Origin of the sequence: Streptomyces sp. 4N124 (assembly GCF_052245395.1) — a bacterium.
GTDB lineage: Bacteria > Actinomycetota > Actinomycetes > Streptomycetales > Streptomycetaceae > Streptomyces.
Window position 1 is genome coordinate 134,662 of record NZ_JBQQBS010000014.1, and the last position, 17,332, is coordinate 151,993.

Below are 17,332 nucleotides of genomic sequence, written 5' to 3' on the forward strand. Positions count from 1 at the left end.
CCCCGTTAGACTCGGCCTTTGGCACCCATGTGTCCCGGATACGGCCCTGACGAGTCGGCGACGGGGACCTTCAGCCAGCCAATCGGAAGCACGGGAAGAGATGTCGGCACCGAATAAGTCGTACGACCCTGTCGAGGTCGAGGCGTTGAAACCGGAAGAGATCGAGCGCATGCGGGACGAGGCGCTCGCCGCCTTCGCCGCCGCGGACTCCCTCGACGCGCTCCAGGAGGCCAAGGTCGCTCACACCGGCGGTACCTCCCCGCTGGCCCTCGCCAACCGCGAGATCGGGGCCCTGCCCCCACACGCCAAGGCCGAGGCCGGCAAGCGTGTCGGGATGGCCCGCGGCGCCGTGAACAAGGCGCTCACCGCCCGCCAGGCAGAACTGGAGGCCGAGCGTGACGCCCGGGTGCTGGTCGAGGAGGCGGTGGACGTCACGTTGCCGTACGACCGCGTACCGGCCGGCGCCCGCCACCCGCTCACCACCCTGTCCGAGCGCATCGAGGACGTCTTCGTGGCCATGGGCTACGAGGTCGCCGAGGGCCCGCAGGTCGAGGCGGAGTGGTTCAACTTCGACGCGCTCAACATCGGCCCGGACCACCCGGCCCGCGGTGAGGCGGACACGTTCTTCATCGAGGGCGCGAACGGCTCCGCAGACTCCGGCGTCGTCCTGCGTACCCACACCTCGCCCGTGCAGATCCGCTCGCTGCTCGACCGTGAGCTGCCGGTGTACGTGATCTGCCCCGGCCGCGTGTACCGCACGGACGAGCTGGACGCCACGCACACCCCGGTCTTCCACCAGGTCGAGCTGCTCGCCATCGACGAGGGCCTGACCATGGCCGACCTCAAGGGCACCTTGGACCACATGGTGCAGTCGCTGTTCGGTGAGGGCATGAAGACGCGGCTGCGGCCGAACTTCTTCCCGTTCACCGAGCCGTCCGCCGAGATGGACATGGTCTGCTACGTCTGCCGCGGCGAGTCCGTCGGCAACCCCGACCGGCCCTGCCGTACCTGCTCCAGCGAAGGCTGGATCGAGCTCGGCGGCTGCGGCATGGTCAACCCGCGGGTGCTCACCGCCTGCGGCGTCGACCCGGAGAAGTACAGCGGCTTCGCCTTCGGGTTCGGCATCGAGCGGATGCTGATGTTCCGCCACAACGTCGAGGACATGCGAGACATGGTCGAGGGTGACGTCCGGTTCACCCGGCCGTTCGGGATGGAGATCTGATGCGGGTCCCGCTTTCTTGGCTGCGGGAGTACGTCGACCTGCCGGAGACGCAGACCGGTCGTGACGTGCAGGCCAAGCTCATTTCGGCCGGTCTGGAGGTCGAGACCGTCGAGCAGCTCGGCGACGGCCTCAAGGGCCCCCTGGTCGTCGGCCAGGTGCTGACCATCGAGGAGCTGGAGGGCTTCAAGAAGCCGATCCGCTTCTGCACCGTCGACGTCGGCACCGCCAACGGCACCGGTGAGCCCCAGGAGATCGTCTGCGGCGCCCGCAACTTCGCCGTCGGCGACAAGGTCGTGGTCGTGCTCCCGGGCGCGGTCCTGCCGGGCGGCTTCGCGATCAGCGCCCGCAAGACCTACGGCAAGACGTCCCACGGCATGATCTGCTCCAGCGACGAGCTGGGCATGGGCGACGACGGCACCAAGGGCATCATCGTGCTGCCGCCGGAGTCCGAGATCGGCAAGGACGCGATCGAGCTGCTCCAACTCGTCGACGAGGTACTGGACATCGCCGTCACCGCCAACCGCGGCGACTGTCTGTCCATCCGCGGCGTCGCCCGCGAGACCGCCATCGCCTACGGCCTCCCGCTGCGCGACCCGGCCCTCCTCGACGTCCCCGGCCCGAACGCCTTCGGCTACCCGGTCCAGGTCTCCGACCCGCTCGGCTGCGACCGCTTCACCGCCCGTACGGTCACCGGCCTGAGCTCCGAGGCGCGCTCCCCGATCTGGCTGCGGCGCCGGCTGCAGAAGGTCGGCATGCGCCCGATCTCACTCGCCGTCGACATCACCAACTACGTGATGATGGAACTCGGTCAGCCGCTGCACGCGTATGACCGCTCCCTCGTCCAGGGCACCATCGGTGTCCGCCGGGCCGCCGAGGGCGAGAAGATCGTCACCCTCGACGGCGTCGAGCGGAAGCTGCACGCCGAGGACCTGGTGATCACCGACGACCGCGGCACGATCGGGCTCGCCGGTGTCATGGGCGGCGCCCACACCAAGATCGCCGACCACGAGGACGTCGACAACGCGACGACCGACGTGGTGATCGAGGCCGCGCACTTCGACCAGGTCGCGATCGCCCGCACCGCCCGCCGCCACAAGCTGTCCTCCGAGGCGTCCCGCCGCTTCGAGCGCGGCGTCGACCCGCAGGCCGCCGCCGCTGCCGCCCAGCGCACGGTCGACCTGCTGGTGCTGCTGGCCGGCGGCACCGCCGAGGCCGGGGTCACCGAGGTCATCGCCCCGTCCGCACCGCACACCATCACCGTCCCGGCCGACCACCCGGACAAGGTCGCCGGCGTCGACTACGGCCGCGAGACCGTCGTACGCCGTCTCCAGCAGGTCGGCTGTGATGTGTACGGGCAGGACGAGCTGATCGTCACCGTCCCGTCCTGGCGGCCCGACCTCCTGGAGCAGAACGACCTCGCCGAGGAGGTCATCCGCCTGGAGGGCTACGAGAACCTGCCCTCCACGCTGCCCAAGCCGCCGTCCGGCCGGGGCCTGACCCACCGGCAGCGGCTGCACCGCCGCGTCGGCCGGGCACTGGCCGGAGCCGGATACGTCGAGGCGCCGAACTACCCGTTCATCGCCGAGCAGGTCTTCGACCAGCTCGGCCTGGACGCGGACGACCCGGCGCGCCGGGTCGTCAAGCTCGTCAACCCGCTCAACGACGAGGAGCCCGCGCTCCGTACGTCGCTGCTGCCGGGCCTGCTGGGCGCCCTGCGGCGCAACGACGGCCGCGGCTCGCACGACCTCGCCCTGTTCGAGACCGGGCTGGTCTTCCAGCCGCGCGAGGAGCAGCGGGTCGCCGCCCCCCATCTGCCGGTCGACCGACGTCCCACGGACGAGGAGATCGCCGCGCTGAACGCCGTGCTGCCGGACCAGCCGCGGCATGTCGCGGTCGTCCTCGCGGGCGCGCGCGAGCAGGCCGGCTGGTGGGGCGGGGGCCGTCCGGCGGGGTGGGCCGACGCGGTTGACGCTGCGCGGAACGTGGCCTCCGAGGCCGGGGCCGAGCTGATCGTGCGGGTGGGTCAGTACGGGCCCTGGCACCCCGGTCGGTGCGCCGAGCTGGCGATCACGGTCGATGGTGCGCAGCGGGTGGTCGGTCACGCCGGTGAACTGCACCCGCGCGTGCTCAAGGCCTTGAGCCTGCCGGCGCGTACCTGTGCGATGGAGCTGGACCTGGACGCCCTGGAGCAGGTGGGCGACGGCACCCCGCAGGCGCCGCGCATTTCCACGTTCCCGGTGGCCACGCAGGATGTGGCGCTGGTCGTGGACAAGCCGGTGCCGCACGCCGACGTGGAGGCCGCGCTGCGTGAGGGGGCGGGTGAACTCCTTGAGGCGATCCGGCTGTTCGACGTGTACGAGAACGATGAGCAGCTGGGTGATGGCAAGAAGTCCCTGGCGTACGCGTTGCGGTTCCGGGCGGGGGACCGGACGTTGACCGTGGACGAGGCGTCTGCTGCTCGGGATGCGGCGGTTGCCCTTGCGGGTGAGCGTGTGGGGGCGGTTCTGAGGGGCTAGGTCCGCGCCCCTGACGGGGCGCTGCAGTCACCTCACTCGATGGGGTGACCTTTTGGGGTGATCTGGTTCTTCCGGGCCATGTGGTCGACAGAATCGGACCGGTCTTTCGGGGCCGGTCCGATTCTGTGCTGTCAGGGCCTATTGGGGGGCCATCGGCATGAACCGCATCAAGGCTGGGGTTCCCCGCAGGGCGGGGCGCCGGGTGCTCGCAATCGGGCTGCCGACGGTGTGGGGCGCCATAGCGATCACGTACAAGATGGCCTGTCCGCTCGCTCAGCAGAACGGGTTCGGGGCGCGCATCGTCACCAGCGCCGTCTTCTTCGCCGTGGGCACGGGGCTGATCGTCCATGTCCGGCAGGCGCTGCTGCGTGAGCTGCGGCAGGTGCGCCGGGTCGCGGGCGCCGCCCAGAGTGTGCTGCTACGGCCGTTGCCGCCCCGTATCGACGGGCTGCATGTCGCCGCCGCCCAACTGTCCGCGGAGCGCGGCGCGGTCATCGGCGGCGACCTGTACGAGGTCATCGCCACCGAGCACGGCGTACGGGCCGTGATGGGCGACGTACGAGGACACGGTCTCGCGGCCATCGGCACCGTCGCCGCCGTCCTCGGCAGCTTCCGTGAGGCCGTGCACGACGAGCCCGACCTCGGCGGTGTGCTGCGCAGACTGGAGCGGGCACTGGCCCGGCATCTGCGCGAGCGCGCCCGCGCGGCCCCCGACAGCCCGGTCGCCGAGGAGTTCATCACGGTCCAGCTGCTGGAGATCGATCCGGACGGCGAGATGCACGCCCTCAACTGCGGCCACCCCTGGCCCTACCGCCTCACCGGCACCCACGTGGAACCCCTCACCCACGCCGACCCCCTGCCCCCGCTCGGCCTCTTCCCGCTCCCACCCGACCTGCCCGCCGTACCCTGCGGCCAACTGAAGCCCGAGGAGGCGCTGTTCCTCTACACGGACGGCGCCGAGGACGCCCGAGACGCTCATGGCCGGTTCTTCCCACTGCCGACCGTGCTCACAGAGGCCCTGAGCGACGGCGTGAACACCCCCCAGCCCCTCCTGGGCACAGTCTTCACCCAACTCCTGCGCCACACGGCAGGCAGACTCACGGACGACGTGGCATTGCTGGCCCTACGGAACGACCGAACCAGCGTGCAGCGCAACATGCCTGTAGGGGCGCGGGGAACTGCGCGACCAGCCACGACGCACCGGCAGCCGACAAACAACCTCCAATGAACGGCGCTCAGTCGCACCGCCAAGCCCCCGGCAGGGCCGCCGCACTGTACGAGGGGGAGCCGGCGGCCCGGCCGGCCTCTGACGAGGCATTTCAGTCAACCGGTCGGCAACTCTCCGCAACAGCGCGCGCACGGTGCGGATTCGCGCACTCGGTTCACACCCCGTGTGAAGAAGGAACCACTAATCTGACGCCACCGAGCCACCCGGGGGGCAATCCATGCAGCCCAACACTCTGCTCGACGCGATCCTGGACGAGGCGGGGATCTCACACGCGGGACTGGCCGCACATGTGAACCAGGCGGGACGGGCCCGCGGCCTCGCGCTCAGGTACGAACACACCGCCGTGGCACGATGGTTGAAGGGCCAGCGCCCCCGCGGCCAGGTCCCCGACCTGATCTGCGAGGTACTCGCCGCCCGACTGCAACGCCCCGTCACGCTCGACGACATCGGCCTCGGCGTGCCCGGCGAGCCGTCCGCGCCGCACGGCACCTCGCTGTCCGGCTTCGTCGAGCGGGCCACCGCGCTGTGGCGCTCCGACGAACAGCAACGCCCGCACATCCTGGGCGCCCCCGCCGTCACCGGCACGCCCGCCGTGATGCCGGTCTGGGAGTGGGAGAACCCGCCGGAGGACGTCGACGTCTCCCGCGGCGGCCGGCACCGGGTCACCCCCTCCGACCTGGAGATGCTGCGCGCCGCCCGTACGCACTACGAGCAGATGTACCGCAAGGCCGGCGGGATAGCGACCCGCACCCGGATCGTCGGCTTCCTCAACTCCGAGGCCGCACCGCTGCTGCGCGGCAGCTACACCGACGCCACCGGCCGCCAAGTGCACCGGGCCACCGGCGGGTTGGTGGCGATCGCCGGGATCTGCGCGTACGACTCCGACGCGCACGGGCTCGCCCAGCGCTACTTCCACCAGGCGCTGAGGCTGGCGAAGGCCAGCGGGGACCGGGGACTTGGGGCGTACATCATCGCGCTCCTCGTCAACCAGGCCCTGTTCATGCGGGAGCACCGTCAGGCCGTGGCCTTCGCGGAGGCCGCGCTGCGGGCGGCGGGCAAGCACATCACCCCCGCTCTCGCCTCCGACCTGTACGCGATGCAGGCGAAGGCGTACGCGCACCTGGGCGACGGCACGAGCGCCCTGTCCTGCATCCGGCGTGCCGAGACGGCCGCCGAACGCATCCGGCGCGGATACGAGCCCGACGAGACGGGCTATGTCCAGCCGGGACTCGTCAACGTCCAGGTGGCTGAGGCGCTTCTCAGCCTCGGTGAGCTGGCGGCGGCGGGGGAGCATGCCGCGGCTGCCGTCGGTAACCCGGCCCACGATCGCGGGCGGGTGCACCGGCTCGCCATGCTCAGCACGATCGAGCTGCGGCAGGGCAACGCGGACAAGGCGGTGGCCACCGCGGTGCAGATGGCCGAACAGGCGCGGGGGATGGAGTCCCAGCGGCTGCGCGACAGACTCCGGGCGGTACGCGAGCACTTGGTGCGCAGCGGCTGCGCGGGCACGGCCGAGGCCGCCGAACTCATCGACGGAGCACTGCGCGTACCGCTGTAATCCGGCGCTCGAACACCGACACTCATAGTCCCTGCTGCGATATTGCCACTTACTCGACGGAAGGTGGCAGAACCGTGCAGTGGACGAAACAGAACGAACAAACTGTGTATGAAAACCGCTGGTTCACCGTCAACCTGGCAGACGTGGAGCTGCCCGACGGCCGGCACCTGGACCACTTCCTCATACGGCTGCGGCCGGTCGCCGTGGCCACAGTGGTCAACGAGGCCAATGAAGTGCTCCTCCTGTGGCGCCACCGCTTCATCACCGACAGCTGGGGGTGGGAACTCGCGGCGGGCGTCGTCGAGGACGGCGAGGACATCGCCTACGCGGCCGCCAGGGAGCTCGAGGAGGAGACCGGATGGCGGCCGGGACCGCTGCGCCACCTGATGAGCGTGGAGCCGTCCAATGGGCTCACCGACGCCCGGCACCACATCTACTGGGCCGACGAGGGCGAGTACATCGGACACCCCGTGGACGACTTCGAGTCGGACCGCCGGGAATGGGTCCCCCTCAAACTCGTCCCCGACATGATCGCCCGTGGGGAGGTCCCGGCCGCCAACATGGCGGCCGCGTTACTGATGCTGCACCACCTCAGGCTGGGGCAGGACGTCTTGCCCTGATGCGACGCCCCTGATCAATGCCCTACTGCCTGCCAGATCGCCACGACGAGAGCACCCACGGCGGTGAGGGCGGCGACCGCGGGCAGCGGCCAGCGCGCGTGTTCCAGTGTGTTGATCCGGGTGTTCAGCTCGTCGAGTTCCTTGGCGGACTCCTCGGTACGGTGCGTGAGCAGAGCCAGGTCGCCCTCCACACGGGCGTAGGCGACGTCGAGACGGCGTCGTAACTCTGCGAGTTCACCGGTTACGACCGGATGCTCGGGATCGGCGGTCACGAGTCCGCTCCTTTCCGTAGTCGTTTCTCATCCCTGGCATGCGCAGAGAAAGTGAACTCGCCTGGTGGGCGTGTGGGGAGAGTGTGCGAGGGGCATATGCGAGCCCGGAGCGCACACGGTGTGTGAATGACACGGGCCCGGCACCTCTTCGGTGCCGGGCCCGTGTACTTGGCCGGAATCTGACCGTCCGTAATCAGCCGTAGGTGTAGAAGCCCGACCCCGACTTCCGGCCCAGCCGGCCCGCGTCCACCATGCGCTGCAGCAGCGGGGGAGCGGCGTACAGCGGCTCCTTGTACTCCTCGTACATCGAGTACGCCACCGAGACGACCGTGTCCAGGCCGATCAGGTCGGACAGCTTGAGCGGGCCCATCGGGTGGGCGCAGCCGAGTTCCATGCCGTTGTCGATGTCCTCGCGGCTGGCGATGCCCGACTCGAACATCCGGATCGCGGAGAGGAGATAGGGGATCAGCAGCGCGTTGACCACGAAGCCGGAGCGGTCCTGGGCGCGGATGGCGTGCTTGCCGAGCAGCTTCTCGGCGAAGGCCTGGGCCCGGCTGAGCGTGCCCTCGGAGGTGGTGAGCGCCGGGATCAGCTCGACCAGTTTCTGCACCGGGGCGGGGTTGAAGAAGTGGATGCCGATGACGTGGTCGGCCGCGAGGTGGCGACCGCGAGCTTCACCAGCGGGATGGAGGAGGTGTTGGAGGCGAGGATCGCGTCCGGGCGCGTCACGACCTGGTCGAGCACCTGGAAGATCTCGGTCTTCACCTGCTCGTTCTCGACGACGGCCTCGATCACCAGGTCGCGGTCGGCGAACTCGCCGAGGTCGGTGGTGAAGCCGAGCCGTGCCTGCGTCGCATCCAGCTCCTCCGCCGTGATCTTGCCGCGCTCGGCCGCCTTGGAAAGGGAGTTGAACAGCCGGGTGCGGCCGATCTCCAGGGCCTCGCCGGTGGTCTCGGCGACCTTCACGTCCAGTCCGGCGCGGGCGCACACCTCGGCGATGCCCGCTCCCATCTGTCCGCAGCCCACGACTCCGACGCGTTGGATGTCGGTCACATCGTCCCCTTACTGATCGACGCCTGCGACAGGCCGCCATTGGTGTGGAGCCTGCTCCGATCCTGCACGTTACCCGTAAGTATCGATGATCGATCGCCGGGGTACGGGCATCCTGGGGCGCGGAGACGATCCGTGACCGAGCGGGTCCGCAGCGTATGGGGTGTGCAGATGGGACGGTTGTCACGTCGGGCGTTCGCGGTGGCCGCGCTGGCGGCCCTCACGCCGGCGTCGAGTGCGTCGGCCGTACCGCGGCATCCGCGGGCGGCGACCGAGATGCGCGGTATGTGGCTGGCGACCGTGGCCAACCGCGACTGGCCCTCCCGGGCGGGCCTGAGCCCGTCCCAGCAGAGGGCGGAACTGGTCACCCATCTCGACACCGCGGTCCGCAACCGCCTCAACACCGTGATCTTCCAGGTCCGCCCGACGGCCGACGCGCTGTGGCCCTCGCCGTACGAGCCCTGGTCGCAGTACCTCACCGGCACCCAGGGCAAGGACCCGGGCTGGGACCCGCTCGGCTCGGCCGTGGCCGAGGCGCATGCCCGGGGCCTGGAACTGCACGCCTGGTTCAACCCGTTCCGCATCGCCAATCACACCGACCCGCAGCGGCTCGCCGCCTCGCACCCGGCGCGCAAGCACCCGGACTGGGTGGTGACGTACGGCGGGAAGCTCTACTACAACCCCGGGCTGCCCGAGGTCCGCGCCTTCGTCCAGGAAGCCATGCTCGACGCGGTGCGCAAGTACCCCGTCGACGCCGTTCACTTCGACGACTACTTCTACCCGTATCCGGTGTCGGGCCAGACCTTCGACGACGACGCCGTCTTCAATCTGTACGGCGGCGGCTTCGCGAACAGGGCCGACTGGCGGCGGGACAACATCAACCGGCTGGTGGGCGAGATGGCGGCCCGCATCAAGTCGATCAGGCCGGGCACGCAGTTCGGGATCAGCCCCTTCGGGGTGTGGCGCAACGCCGCCACCGACCCCCTCGGCTCCGACACCCGGGCGGGGGTGCAGACGTACGACGACCTGTACGCCGACACCCGCAGGTGGGTCCGCGAGAACTGGATCGACTACATCTGCCCGCAGCTGTACTGGAACATCGGCCTCGCTGTGGCCGACTACGCCAAGATCCTGCCCTGGTGGGCCTCGGCCGTGCGGGGCAGCGGGACCCGGCTGTACGTGGGCGAGGCCCTCTACAAGGCGGGCGACCCGGCGCAGCCCGCCGCCTGGCAGAACGCCGGCGAGCTGTCCCGGCATCTCACGCTCGCCAAGAACCATCCGGAGGCGCGCGGCCATGTCTTCTTCGCCGCGAAGGACGCGGCGACGGACCGCATCGGCGCGCTGGCACGGGTCGTAGCCGACCACTACGGGCGACCGACGAGGCCCCCGCACTGATCCAAGCGGGACGGGTGAGGTCCGGTGCGCAACAGCGCCCCGCAAGGGGCGCGGGGAACTGCGCGACCAGCCCCCACCGGCCCGCGGGCGAACGAACCGCGCATCAGCGGAGCGCTCAGCGTCGGGTTTCCTTGTGGCGGATCTCGGTGTCGGGACCCGGTGAGCACACGCCCTCGTGCCCGTCCTCGAACCTGACGCGGTACGGGGGGTTGCCCTCGCGCCCCATCACTTCGACGATCTCGCCGACCTTGTCGTGCTGTCCGACCACCCTGCCGTGCTGGACAAGCTGGTCGCCCACGGTTGCACGCATCTTGTAGGGCCTCCTCACCTCGTGCGGGAGCAGCGGTCCTTGGCCTTGAGTTTACGGCGCGGGACGCCGGTTGGGATGGGGCCGTACGGCCTACTCAGCCGCGCGCCCTCTGGGTGACGGCGATACACACGAGCACCGCCGCCGCCGTGAGCGGGGCGGCCACGGTCAGATGCTCGCCCAGCAGCAGCACCGACCACACCAGTGTGAGCAGGGGCTGGGCCAACTGCAACTGGCTGGCCTTCGGGATGCCGATCGCCGCCATGCCCCGGTACCAGACGACCAGGCCGAGGAACTGCGAGCCCGCCGCGACCCACAGCAGTCCGGTCACGCTGTGCGCGGTCAGCCGCACCGGCTCGTACGACAGGGCGAGTGCGGCGGCGGGCACGCCGATCGGCAGACACAGCACCAGCGCCCAGCCGACGACCTGCCAGCCCGGCATGACGCGGGCGAGCCGGCCGCCCTCGGTGTAGCCGGCCGCGCACACCAGCAGCGCCCCGAAGAGATACAGGTCGGCGGTGGTCAGCGTGCCGCCGCTCTGCTGCACGGTGAAGGCGACCACCGCGGCGGCGCCCACGAGCGCGGCCGTCCAGAAGGTGCGCGAGGGGCTGAGCGGGTCTGGCGAAGTCGGCTGCGGTTCGGCAGCGCCCCGAAGGGGCGCGGGGCTGTGTCTGACATGCGACTGCCGTCGCGTGGGCGCGACCAGCCACGACGGCCCCGCAGATGCTCGACGGCCGATCGTGGCACGTCCCGCGGAGCGCTTCGTGCCGACCCGGAGAGCGGAGCACAGCGCGGTGGTCAGCGGGAGCAGGCCGACCACGACGGCGGCGTGCGCGGTGGTCGAGGTCTGCAGGGCGAGGGTCGTCAGCAGCGGGAAGCCGACGACGACTCCGGCGGCGACCACGGCCAGTCCCGGCCAGTGCGCTCGCCCGGGCAGCGGCACCCGCAGTGCCAGCAGACAGGCGCCCGCGATCAGTGCCGCGAGCACGCTGCGTACGGCGACCAGGGACCACGGCCCGAACCCCTCCAGTCCCCATGCGGTCGCGGGGAAGGTGAGGGAGAAGGCGATGACTCCCAGCGCGGCCTGAAGAGTGCCGATCGGGGTACCGGACCGACCGCTGACCGCTATCCCGGTCGAGGCGATAGCGCTACTCTGTGTTCTCATGCAAGAGCGTAGCAGCGTCGGTGAACTGGTGAAACAGCTGCGACGGGAACTCGACCGCTACTCACCTGGTGGAAAGCTCCCGTCGAGCCGTGCCCTCGTCGAGCGGTACCGGGTCAGCCCGGTGACCGTCTCGCGGGCCCTGGCTCAGCTGGCCGCCGAGGGGCTGGTGGTGACCCGCCCCGGCGCCGGTGCCTTCCGCGCCCGGCCCCGTACGACCGCCGCGCCCGCCGGGGACACCTCCTGGCAGGAGGTCGCGCTCAGCGCGGACGGCGCCTCCGACGTCGTACCGCGCTCGGTGGACGCGTCCGGAGTCGTGGTCTCGCTCGCCGCTCCGCCACCCGGAGTGATCGAGTTCACCGGCGGCTATCTGCACCCCACCCTCCAGCCCGAGCGTGCGCTGACCGCCGCGCTGGCCCGTGCGGGACGCCGGCCCGGAGCGTGGGGCCGGCCGCCGATGGACGGACTGCCGGAGCTGCGAGAGTGGTTCGCCCGTGAGATCGGCGGCACCGTCACCGCGGCCGAGGTGCTGGTCGGCGGGGGCGGCCAGGCGGCGCTGACCACCGCGTTCCGCGCGCTGGCGCCGCCCGGCGCGCCCGTCCTGGTCGAGTCGCCCACCTACCCCGGGATGCTGGCCATCGCCCGCGCGGCCGGGCTGCGGCCGGTCCCGGTGCCGGTCGACCCGGACGGGGTGCGCCCCGCCCTGCTCGCCGACGCGTTCCGGGCGACAGGGGCCCGGCTCTTCGTCTGCCAGCCGCTGTTCCAGAACCCGACCGGGGCGGTGCTCGCCGCGGACCGCCGCGCGGAGGTGGTCGCCATCGCACGGGCGGCGGGCGCGTTCGTGATCGAGGACGACTTCGTACGACGGCTGGTGCACGAGGACGCGGGACCGCTGCCGCGTCCGCTGGTCGCCGACGACCCCGACGGAGTCGTCGTCCATGTCAGCTCGCTCACCAAGGCCACCTCGCCCAGCTTCCGGGTGAGCGCGATCGCCGCACGCGGCCCGGCGCTGGAACGCCTGCGCGCCATCCAGATCGTCGACACCTTCTTCGTGCCCCGGCCTCTCCAGGAAGCCGCGCTCGAACTCGCCGGCTCGCCCGCCTGGCCCCGCCATCTCCGGTCGATCTCCGCCGAGTTGAAGACCCGCCGCGACACCATGACGGCCACCCTCCGCGCCGACCTCCCCGAACTCGCCCTGCCGCACATCCCGTCCGGCGGCTACCACCTGTGGCTGCGCCTGCCCGACGGCACCGACGAGGCCCTCCTCACCGCCGCCGCCCTGCGCGCGGGCGTCGCGATCACCCCCGGCCGCCCCTACTTCAGCGCCGAACCCCCGGCCGGACATGTGCGGTTGAGCTTCGCGGCCGTGGCGGGGACGGGCGAGATCACGGAAGGGGCACGGCGGCTGCGTGCGGCCTTCGACGAGGTGGCCGGGCGAAAATGACAGGCGTCCGCGCGGCCGTCAGCGGTACGGTCCCGGCGTGGACGACAAGGACGGGTACTTCGGAGAGAGCGTCGCGGCCAGGTACGACCGGTCGGCGGCGGACATGTTCCGCCCGGAGGTCGTGAATCCGGCGGTCGACCTGCTGGCCGAACTCGCCGGCGACGGCGCGGCCCTGGAATTCGGCGTCGGCACCGGCCGGATCGCGTTGCCGCTCGCCGCGCGCGGGGTGCCGGTGCACGGCATCGAGCTGTCGCGGGCGATGGCGGACCGGCTGCGCGCCAAGCCCGGGGGCGACGAGATCGCCGTGACCATCGGCGACTTCTCGACGACCCGGGCGGCGGGCGAGTTCACCGTCGCCTACCTCGTCTTCAACACGATCAACAACCTGACGACGCAGGACGCCCAGGTGGACTGCTTCCGCAACGCCGCCGAGCATCTGGCACCCGGCGGCTGTTTCGTCGTCGAGGTCGGCGTGCCACAACTGCGCCTGCTGCCGCCGGGGCAGACCGCCGTACCGTTCACCATCAGCCCCACCCAATGGGCCTTCGACACCTACGACGTCGCCACCCAGGCGATGAGCTCGAACTACGTCACCATCGTCGACGGCCGCGCCGAGCACTGGTCCCTCCCGTTCCGCTACGTCTGGCCCTCCGAGCTGGACCTGATGGCCCGCCTCGCCGGGCTGCGGCTGCGGGACCGCTGGGAGGGGTGGTCGCGCGAGCCGTTCACCGGTGAGAGCGGGCGGCATGTCTCGGTCTGGGAGAAGCCCACAGGGCGCTAGTCGAGATTTTCGAGCGAATTGCCCCATCGGTCCTGACCGTGAAGTAAGGTTTTGCACACCCTGGGTAATACCCCTTGACCTGCACACTTCGGCGATTCACGATCCCCGCATGCAACTTCGGGTCACGTTCGTCGCCGCCGCGCGCAGCTCCTCGCTGCTCGCGGAGCGCTTCGAGGACGACCGTCCGCTGGATCAAGCCGGCTGGGACGAGGTGCAGCGTGCCGCCCAGGGCCTGATTCCGCTCGCGGCGGCCGAGCTGCGCTACTGCTCGCCGACGCCGCGCAGCCGTGCCACCGGTGACGCCCTCGGCTACACACCGCTGGTGCAACTCGCGCTGCGCGACTGCGACATGGGCCGCTGGCGCGGGCTCACGCTGGGGGAGGCGATGGCGCGTGAGCCGGAGGCGGTGGACGCGTGGCTGGCCGACCCGCGCGGTACGCCGCACGGCGGTGAGTCGCTGCTCGACTTCATCACCCGTGTCGGCGGCTGGCTCGACACGCGGCCGTTCGACGACGGAGGTCGGATCGTTGCCGTGGCCGAGCCGTCGGTGATCCGCGCGGCGCTGGTGTACGTGCTGAAGGCGCCGCCGTCGACGTACTGGAACATCGACGTCCGCCCCTTGTCGACGACCACCGTCACGGGCCGGGCGGGGCGCTGGAATCTGCGCTTCGAGGGGGCCTCGGCTCAGCCCACGCGTGCGTAGTCGGTCGTGAGGACCAGGTCCTTCGCCGGGCCGCGCACCCGCCACACCGTCCGCCAGTGGTCCGCGTCGGTGACGGTGAACTCGCCCCGGTAGAGGTCGGCCGAGCACGGATGGTCGGCCGTGTGCCGTCCGGAGGTCAGGTCCAGGTCGTGGAACGGGCGGCCGTCCGCGAACCGTACGTCCGCCGCACCCGGCTCCCGGGACGGCAGGAAACGCAGGGTGCGTTCGGCGGGCCGGGCAATGCCCTGCCAGACGAACGTGCCGGACTCCTGGTGCAGCAGTCCGCCGCCTTCGAGCGGGCTGAACGCGGTCGTCCCGCGGAACTCCCCCCGCTCGTCGCCGGCGAGATCCCGCACCGACCGCTCCACCCGCCACTGCCCGGCCAGATACGCCAGCACATCCGGCACTGGCCAGAACTCGCCCATTCCGTACCGCTTTCCGTCCCATCGGCCCTTGCGCGACCCATTGACGTGCCTGGGTCCCCTCCCTATCTTGCCGTTCGAAGTGCTGACCATTGTCCGATATTTCGAACACCTTCGACGCATCATCGAGCCCTTCATGTGAAGAACTCCTTCGAGCCGCGGAGTATCCATGTCACGCACCACCCGCTGGAGACAAGGCGTCACCGCCACCGCCCTCCTGATGGCGGCCGTCGCCCTGCCCGCCCCCGCGCACGCCGAGGACGTCACCGACTACGCGATCACCGTCGACCCCGCCTCTCAGGGCGCGAAGATCGACGACGCGATGTACGGCGTCTTCTTCGAGGACATCAACCGCGCCGCCGACGGCGGACTGTACGCCGAGCTGGTGCAGAACCGGTCCTTCGAGTACTCCACCGCCGACAACAGCTCGTACACGCCCCTGACCTCCTGGGCGGTCGCCGGGACGGCCGAGGTCGTGAACGACGCCGGGCGCCTCAACGAGCGCAACCGCAACTACCTCTCCCTGGGCGCGGGTTCATCGGTCACGAACGCCGGATACAACACCGGCATCCGCGTCGAGCAGGGCAAGAGGTACGACTTCTCCGTGTGGGCCCGCGCCCAGAGCGGCACCACGCTCAGCGTCACCCTGAAGGACGCGCCGGGCACGCTGGCGACCACCCGCCAGGTCGCCGCGAAGGGCGGCTGGGCGAAGTACACGGCCACCTTCACCGCGACCCGCACCAGCAACCGCGGGCGCCTCACCGTCGCCTCGTCGGGCGCCGCCTCGCTCGACGAGGTCTCCCTCTTCCCGCGCGACACCTACAAGCACCAGCCGAACGGCCTGCGCGAGGACCTCGCCGAGAAGATCGAGGCCCTGCGGCCGGGCTTCGTCCGTTTCCCCGGTGGCTGTCTGGTCAACACCGGCTCCATGGAGGACTACAGCGAGTCCTCCGGCTGGCAGCGCAAGCGCTCGTACCAGTGGAAGGACACCGTCGGTCCGGTCGAGCAGCGCGCCACGAACTCCAACTTCTGGGGCTACAACCAGAGTTACGGCCTCGGCTACTACGAATACTTCCGCTTCTCCGAGGACATCGGCGCGATGCCGCTGCCCGTCGTACCGGCCCTCGTCACCGGCTGCGGCCAGAACCGGGCCACCGACGACGAGGCGCTGCTCCAGCGGCACATCCAGGACACCCTGGACCTCATCGAGTTCGCCAACGGCTCCGTGACGAGCACGTGGGGCAAGAAGCGTGCCGAGATGGGCCATCCCAAGCCCTTCCATCTCACGCATCTCGCCGTCGGCAACGAGGAGAACCTGCCCAACGAGTTCTTCGCCCGCTTCCAGAAGTTCCGCGCCGCGATCGAGGCCAAGTACCCGGACATCACGGTCATCTCCAACTCCGGCCCGGACGACGCCGGTACGACCTTCGACACCGCCTGGAAGCTCAACCGCGAGGGCAACGTCGACATGGTCGACGAGCACTACTACAACAGCCCGCAGTGGTTCCTGCAGAACAACGAGCGCTACGACAGCTACGACCGCGGCGGCCCCAAGGTCTTCCTCGGCGAGTACGCCTCCCAGGGCAACGCCTTCAAGAACGCGCTGTCCGAAGCCGCTTACATGACCGGCCTGGAGCGCAACGCCGACATCGTCAAGCTCGCCTCCTACGCCCCGCTGCTCGCCAACGAGGACTATGTGCAGTGGCGCCCGGACCTGATCTGGTTCAACAACCACGCCTCCTGGAACTCGGCCAACTACGAGGTCCAGAAGCTGTTCATGAACAACGTCGGCGATCGTGTGGTCCCGTCCACCGCGACCGACACCCCGAACGTCAGCGGCCCGATCACCGGCGCCGTCGGCCTCTCGACCTGGGCGACCAGTGCGGCCTACGACGATGTCAAGGTCACCGGCGAGGACGGTTCGACGCTGTTCAGCGACGACTTCTCCGGTGACGCGTCGAAGTGGACGCCGGGCGGCACCGGCAGTTGGAGCATCCAGGACGGGCAGTACGTCCAGACGGATGCCGCCGCCGAGAACACCCTGGTCACAGCGGGCGACCCCGCCTGGAAGAACTACGACCTGCATGTGAAGGCCACCAAGAAGTCCGGCAAGGAGGGCTTCCTCGTCGCCTTCGGGGTCAAGGACACCGGCAACTACTACTGGTGGAACCTGGGCGGCTGGAACAACACCCAGTCCGCCGTCGAACAGGCCGTGGACGGCGGCAAGTCGACGCTGATCTCCAAGGCGGGGTCGATCGATACGGGCCGCGCCTACGACATCGACATCAAGGTGCGGGGCCGTCAGGTGACCCTCTACCTGGACGGCCAGGAGTGGGGCAGCTTCGCCGACGACAAGCCGGCCGAGCCGTTCCGCCAGGTCGTCACCAAGGACGCGAAGACCGGTGACCTGATCGTCAAGGTCGTCAACGCGCAGCCCGCCGAGGCCCGTACGGCGATCGACCTCGGCACTGCCAAGGTCGCCTCCCAGGCCCGGGTGACCACCCTGGCCGCCGAACCGGACGAGGTGAACTCCGAGACGGACACGCCGGTGACTCCGGCGACGTCCACCTTCCAGGGGGTCGCCAAGAAGTTCACGTACACCTTCCCGGCGAACTCGATCACCTTCCTGCGGATCAAGCAGCGGTGACACTC

Annotated in this window: 14 protein-coding genes and 1 pseudogene; 10 read left to right on the forward strand and 5 right to left on the reverse strand. The window is 70.4% G+C overall.

The features are described from left to right. The first annotated feature begins 100 nt into the window (after positions 1 to 100). The 5 genes from pheS (at position 101) to ACTWQO_RS17110 (ending at position 7,144) form a co-directional block, all read left to right on the forward strand. Positions 101 to 1,222 (forward strand): phenylalanine--tRNA ligase subunit alpha, encoded by a 1,122-nt coding sequence (gene pheS / locus ACTWQO_RS17090; protein ID WP_443238172.1) that lies wholly within the window; start codon positions 101 to 103, stop codon positions 1,220 to 1,222. Beyond that, positions 1,222 to 3,738: a phenylalanine--tRNA ligase subunit beta gene (gene pheT, locus ACTWQO_RS17095; RefSeq protein ID WP_443238173.1), complete on the forward strand. Its 2,517-nt coding sequence runs from the start codon at positions 1,222 to 1,224 to the stop codon at positions 3,736 to 3,738. Before pheS ends, pheT begins: the two co-directional genes overlap by 1 nt. Before the next feature lie 157 nt (positions 3,739 to 3,895). Then, positions 3,896 to 4,966 (forward strand): PP2C family protein-serine/threonine phosphatase, encoded by a 1,071-nt coding sequence (locus tag ACTWQO_RS17100; protein WP_443238174.1) that lies wholly within the window; start codon positions 3,896 to 3,898, stop codon positions 4,964 to 4,966. A gap of 217 nt (positions 4,967 to 5,183) precedes the next feature. Continuing rightward, the gene (locus tag ACTWQO_RS17105) at positions 5,184 to 6,524 is read left to right on the forward strand and encodes a transcriptional regulator (RefSeq protein ID WP_443238175.1); all 1,341 of its coding nucleotides are present in this window, start codon (positions 5,184 to 5,186) and stop codon (positions 6,522 to 6,524) included. A 74-nt stretch (positions 6,525 to 6,598) separates the two neighbouring features. Beyond that, on the forward strand, positions 6,599 to 7,144 hold the full coding sequence (locus ACTWQO_RS17110; protein ID WP_443238176.1) for an NUDIX hydrolase: 546 nt from the start codon (positions 6,599 to 6,601) through the stop codon (positions 7,142 to 7,144). A gap of 14 nt (positions 7,145 to 7,158) precedes the next feature. Here ACTWQO_RS17110 and ACTWQO_RS17115 read toward each other — a convergent pair whose 3' ends face one another. Both ACTWQO_RS17115 and ACTWQO_RS17120 read right to left on the reverse strand, forming a co-directional pair. Continuing rightward, positions 7,159 to 7,416 (reverse strand): hypothetical protein, encoded by a 258-nt coding sequence (locus tag ACTWQO_RS17115; RefSeq protein ID WP_210574939.1) that lies wholly within the window; start codon positions 7,414 to 7,416, stop codon positions 7,159 to 7,161. Between the two features lie 193 nt (positions 7,417 to 7,609). Then, positions 7,610 to 8,469: pseudogene (locus ACTWQO_RS17120) on the reverse strand (3-hydroxybutyryl-CoA dehydrogenase). A 168-nt stretch (positions 8,470 to 8,637) separates the two neighbouring features. On the opposite strand from ACTWQO_RS17120, the gene ACTWQO_RS17125 reads away from it, so the two are divergent. Beyond that, a complete protein-coding gene (locus tag ACTWQO_RS17125) occupies positions 8,638 to 9,861 on the forward strand; it encodes a glycoside hydrolase family 10 protein (RefSeq protein ID WP_443238210.1) in 1,224 nt (407 codons plus the stop codon). A 115-nt stretch (positions 9,862 to 9,976) separates the two neighbouring features. Here ACTWQO_RS17125 and ACTWQO_RS17130 read toward each other — a convergent pair whose 3' ends face one another. Both ACTWQO_RS17130 and ACTWQO_RS17135 read right to left on the reverse strand, forming a co-directional pair. After that, on the reverse strand, positions 9,977 to 10,171 hold the full coding sequence (locus ACTWQO_RS17130; protein WP_443238177.1) for a DUF1918 domain-containing protein: 195 nt from the start codon (positions 10,169 to 10,171) through the stop codon (positions 9,977 to 9,979). 94 nt (positions 10,172 to 10,265) lie between these two features. Then, positions 10,266 to 11,333 carry a DMT family transporter gene (locus ACTWQO_RS17135; protein WP_443238178.1) on the reverse strand — a complete coding sequence of 356 codons (1,068 nt, stop codon included), beginning with the start codon at positions 11,331 to 11,333 and terminating at the stop codon, positions 10,266 to 10,268. Here ACTWQO_RS17135 and ACTWQO_RS17140 point away from each other — a divergent pair. From ACTWQO_RS17140 to ACTWQO_RS17150, 3 genes are all read left to right on the forward strand, one after another. Next, positions 11,332 to 12,774, forward strand: a complete 1,443-nt coding sequence (locus tag ACTWQO_RS17140) for an aminotransferase-like domain-containing protein (RefSeq protein WP_443238179.1) — start codon at positions 11,332 to 11,334, stop codon at positions 12,772 to 12,774. The genes ACTWQO_RS17135 and ACTWQO_RS17140 overlap by 2 nt on opposite strands. A gap of 37 nt (positions 12,775 to 12,811) precedes the next feature. After that, positions 12,812 to 13,555, forward strand: a complete 744-nt coding sequence (locus ACTWQO_RS17145; protein WP_443238180.1) for a class I SAM-dependent DNA methyltransferase — start codon at positions 12,812 to 12,814, stop codon at positions 13,553 to 13,555. Positions 13,556 to 13,664: 109 nt separating this feature from the next. Next, complete coding sequence (locus ACTWQO_RS17150) at positions 13,665 to 14,258, forward strand: histidine phosphatase family protein (protein ID WP_443238181.1); 594 nt, start codon at positions 13,665 to 13,667, stop codon at positions 14,256 to 14,258. On the opposite strand, the gene ACTWQO_RS17155 is transcribed toward ACTWQO_RS17150, so the two are convergent. Then, positions 14,240 to 14,683 (reverse strand): DUF6314 family protein, encoded by a 444-nt coding sequence (locus ACTWQO_RS17155; protein ID WP_443238182.1) that lies wholly within the window; start codon positions 14,681 to 14,683, stop codon positions 14,240 to 14,242. The genes ACTWQO_RS17150 and ACTWQO_RS17155 overlap by 19 nt on opposite strands. A gap of 166 nt (positions 14,684 to 14,849) precedes the next feature. Here ACTWQO_RS17155 and ACTWQO_RS17160 point away from each other — a divergent pair, with 166 nt between their 5' ends. Next, the gene (locus ACTWQO_RS17160) at positions 14,850 to 17,327 is read left to right on the forward strand and encodes an alpha-L-arabinofuranosidase C-terminal domain-containing protein (RefSeq protein ID WP_443238183.1); all 2,478 of its coding nucleotides are present in this window, start codon (positions 14,850 to 14,852) and stop codon (positions 17,325 to 17,327) included. Positions 17,328 to 17,332 lie beyond the last annotated feature (5 nt).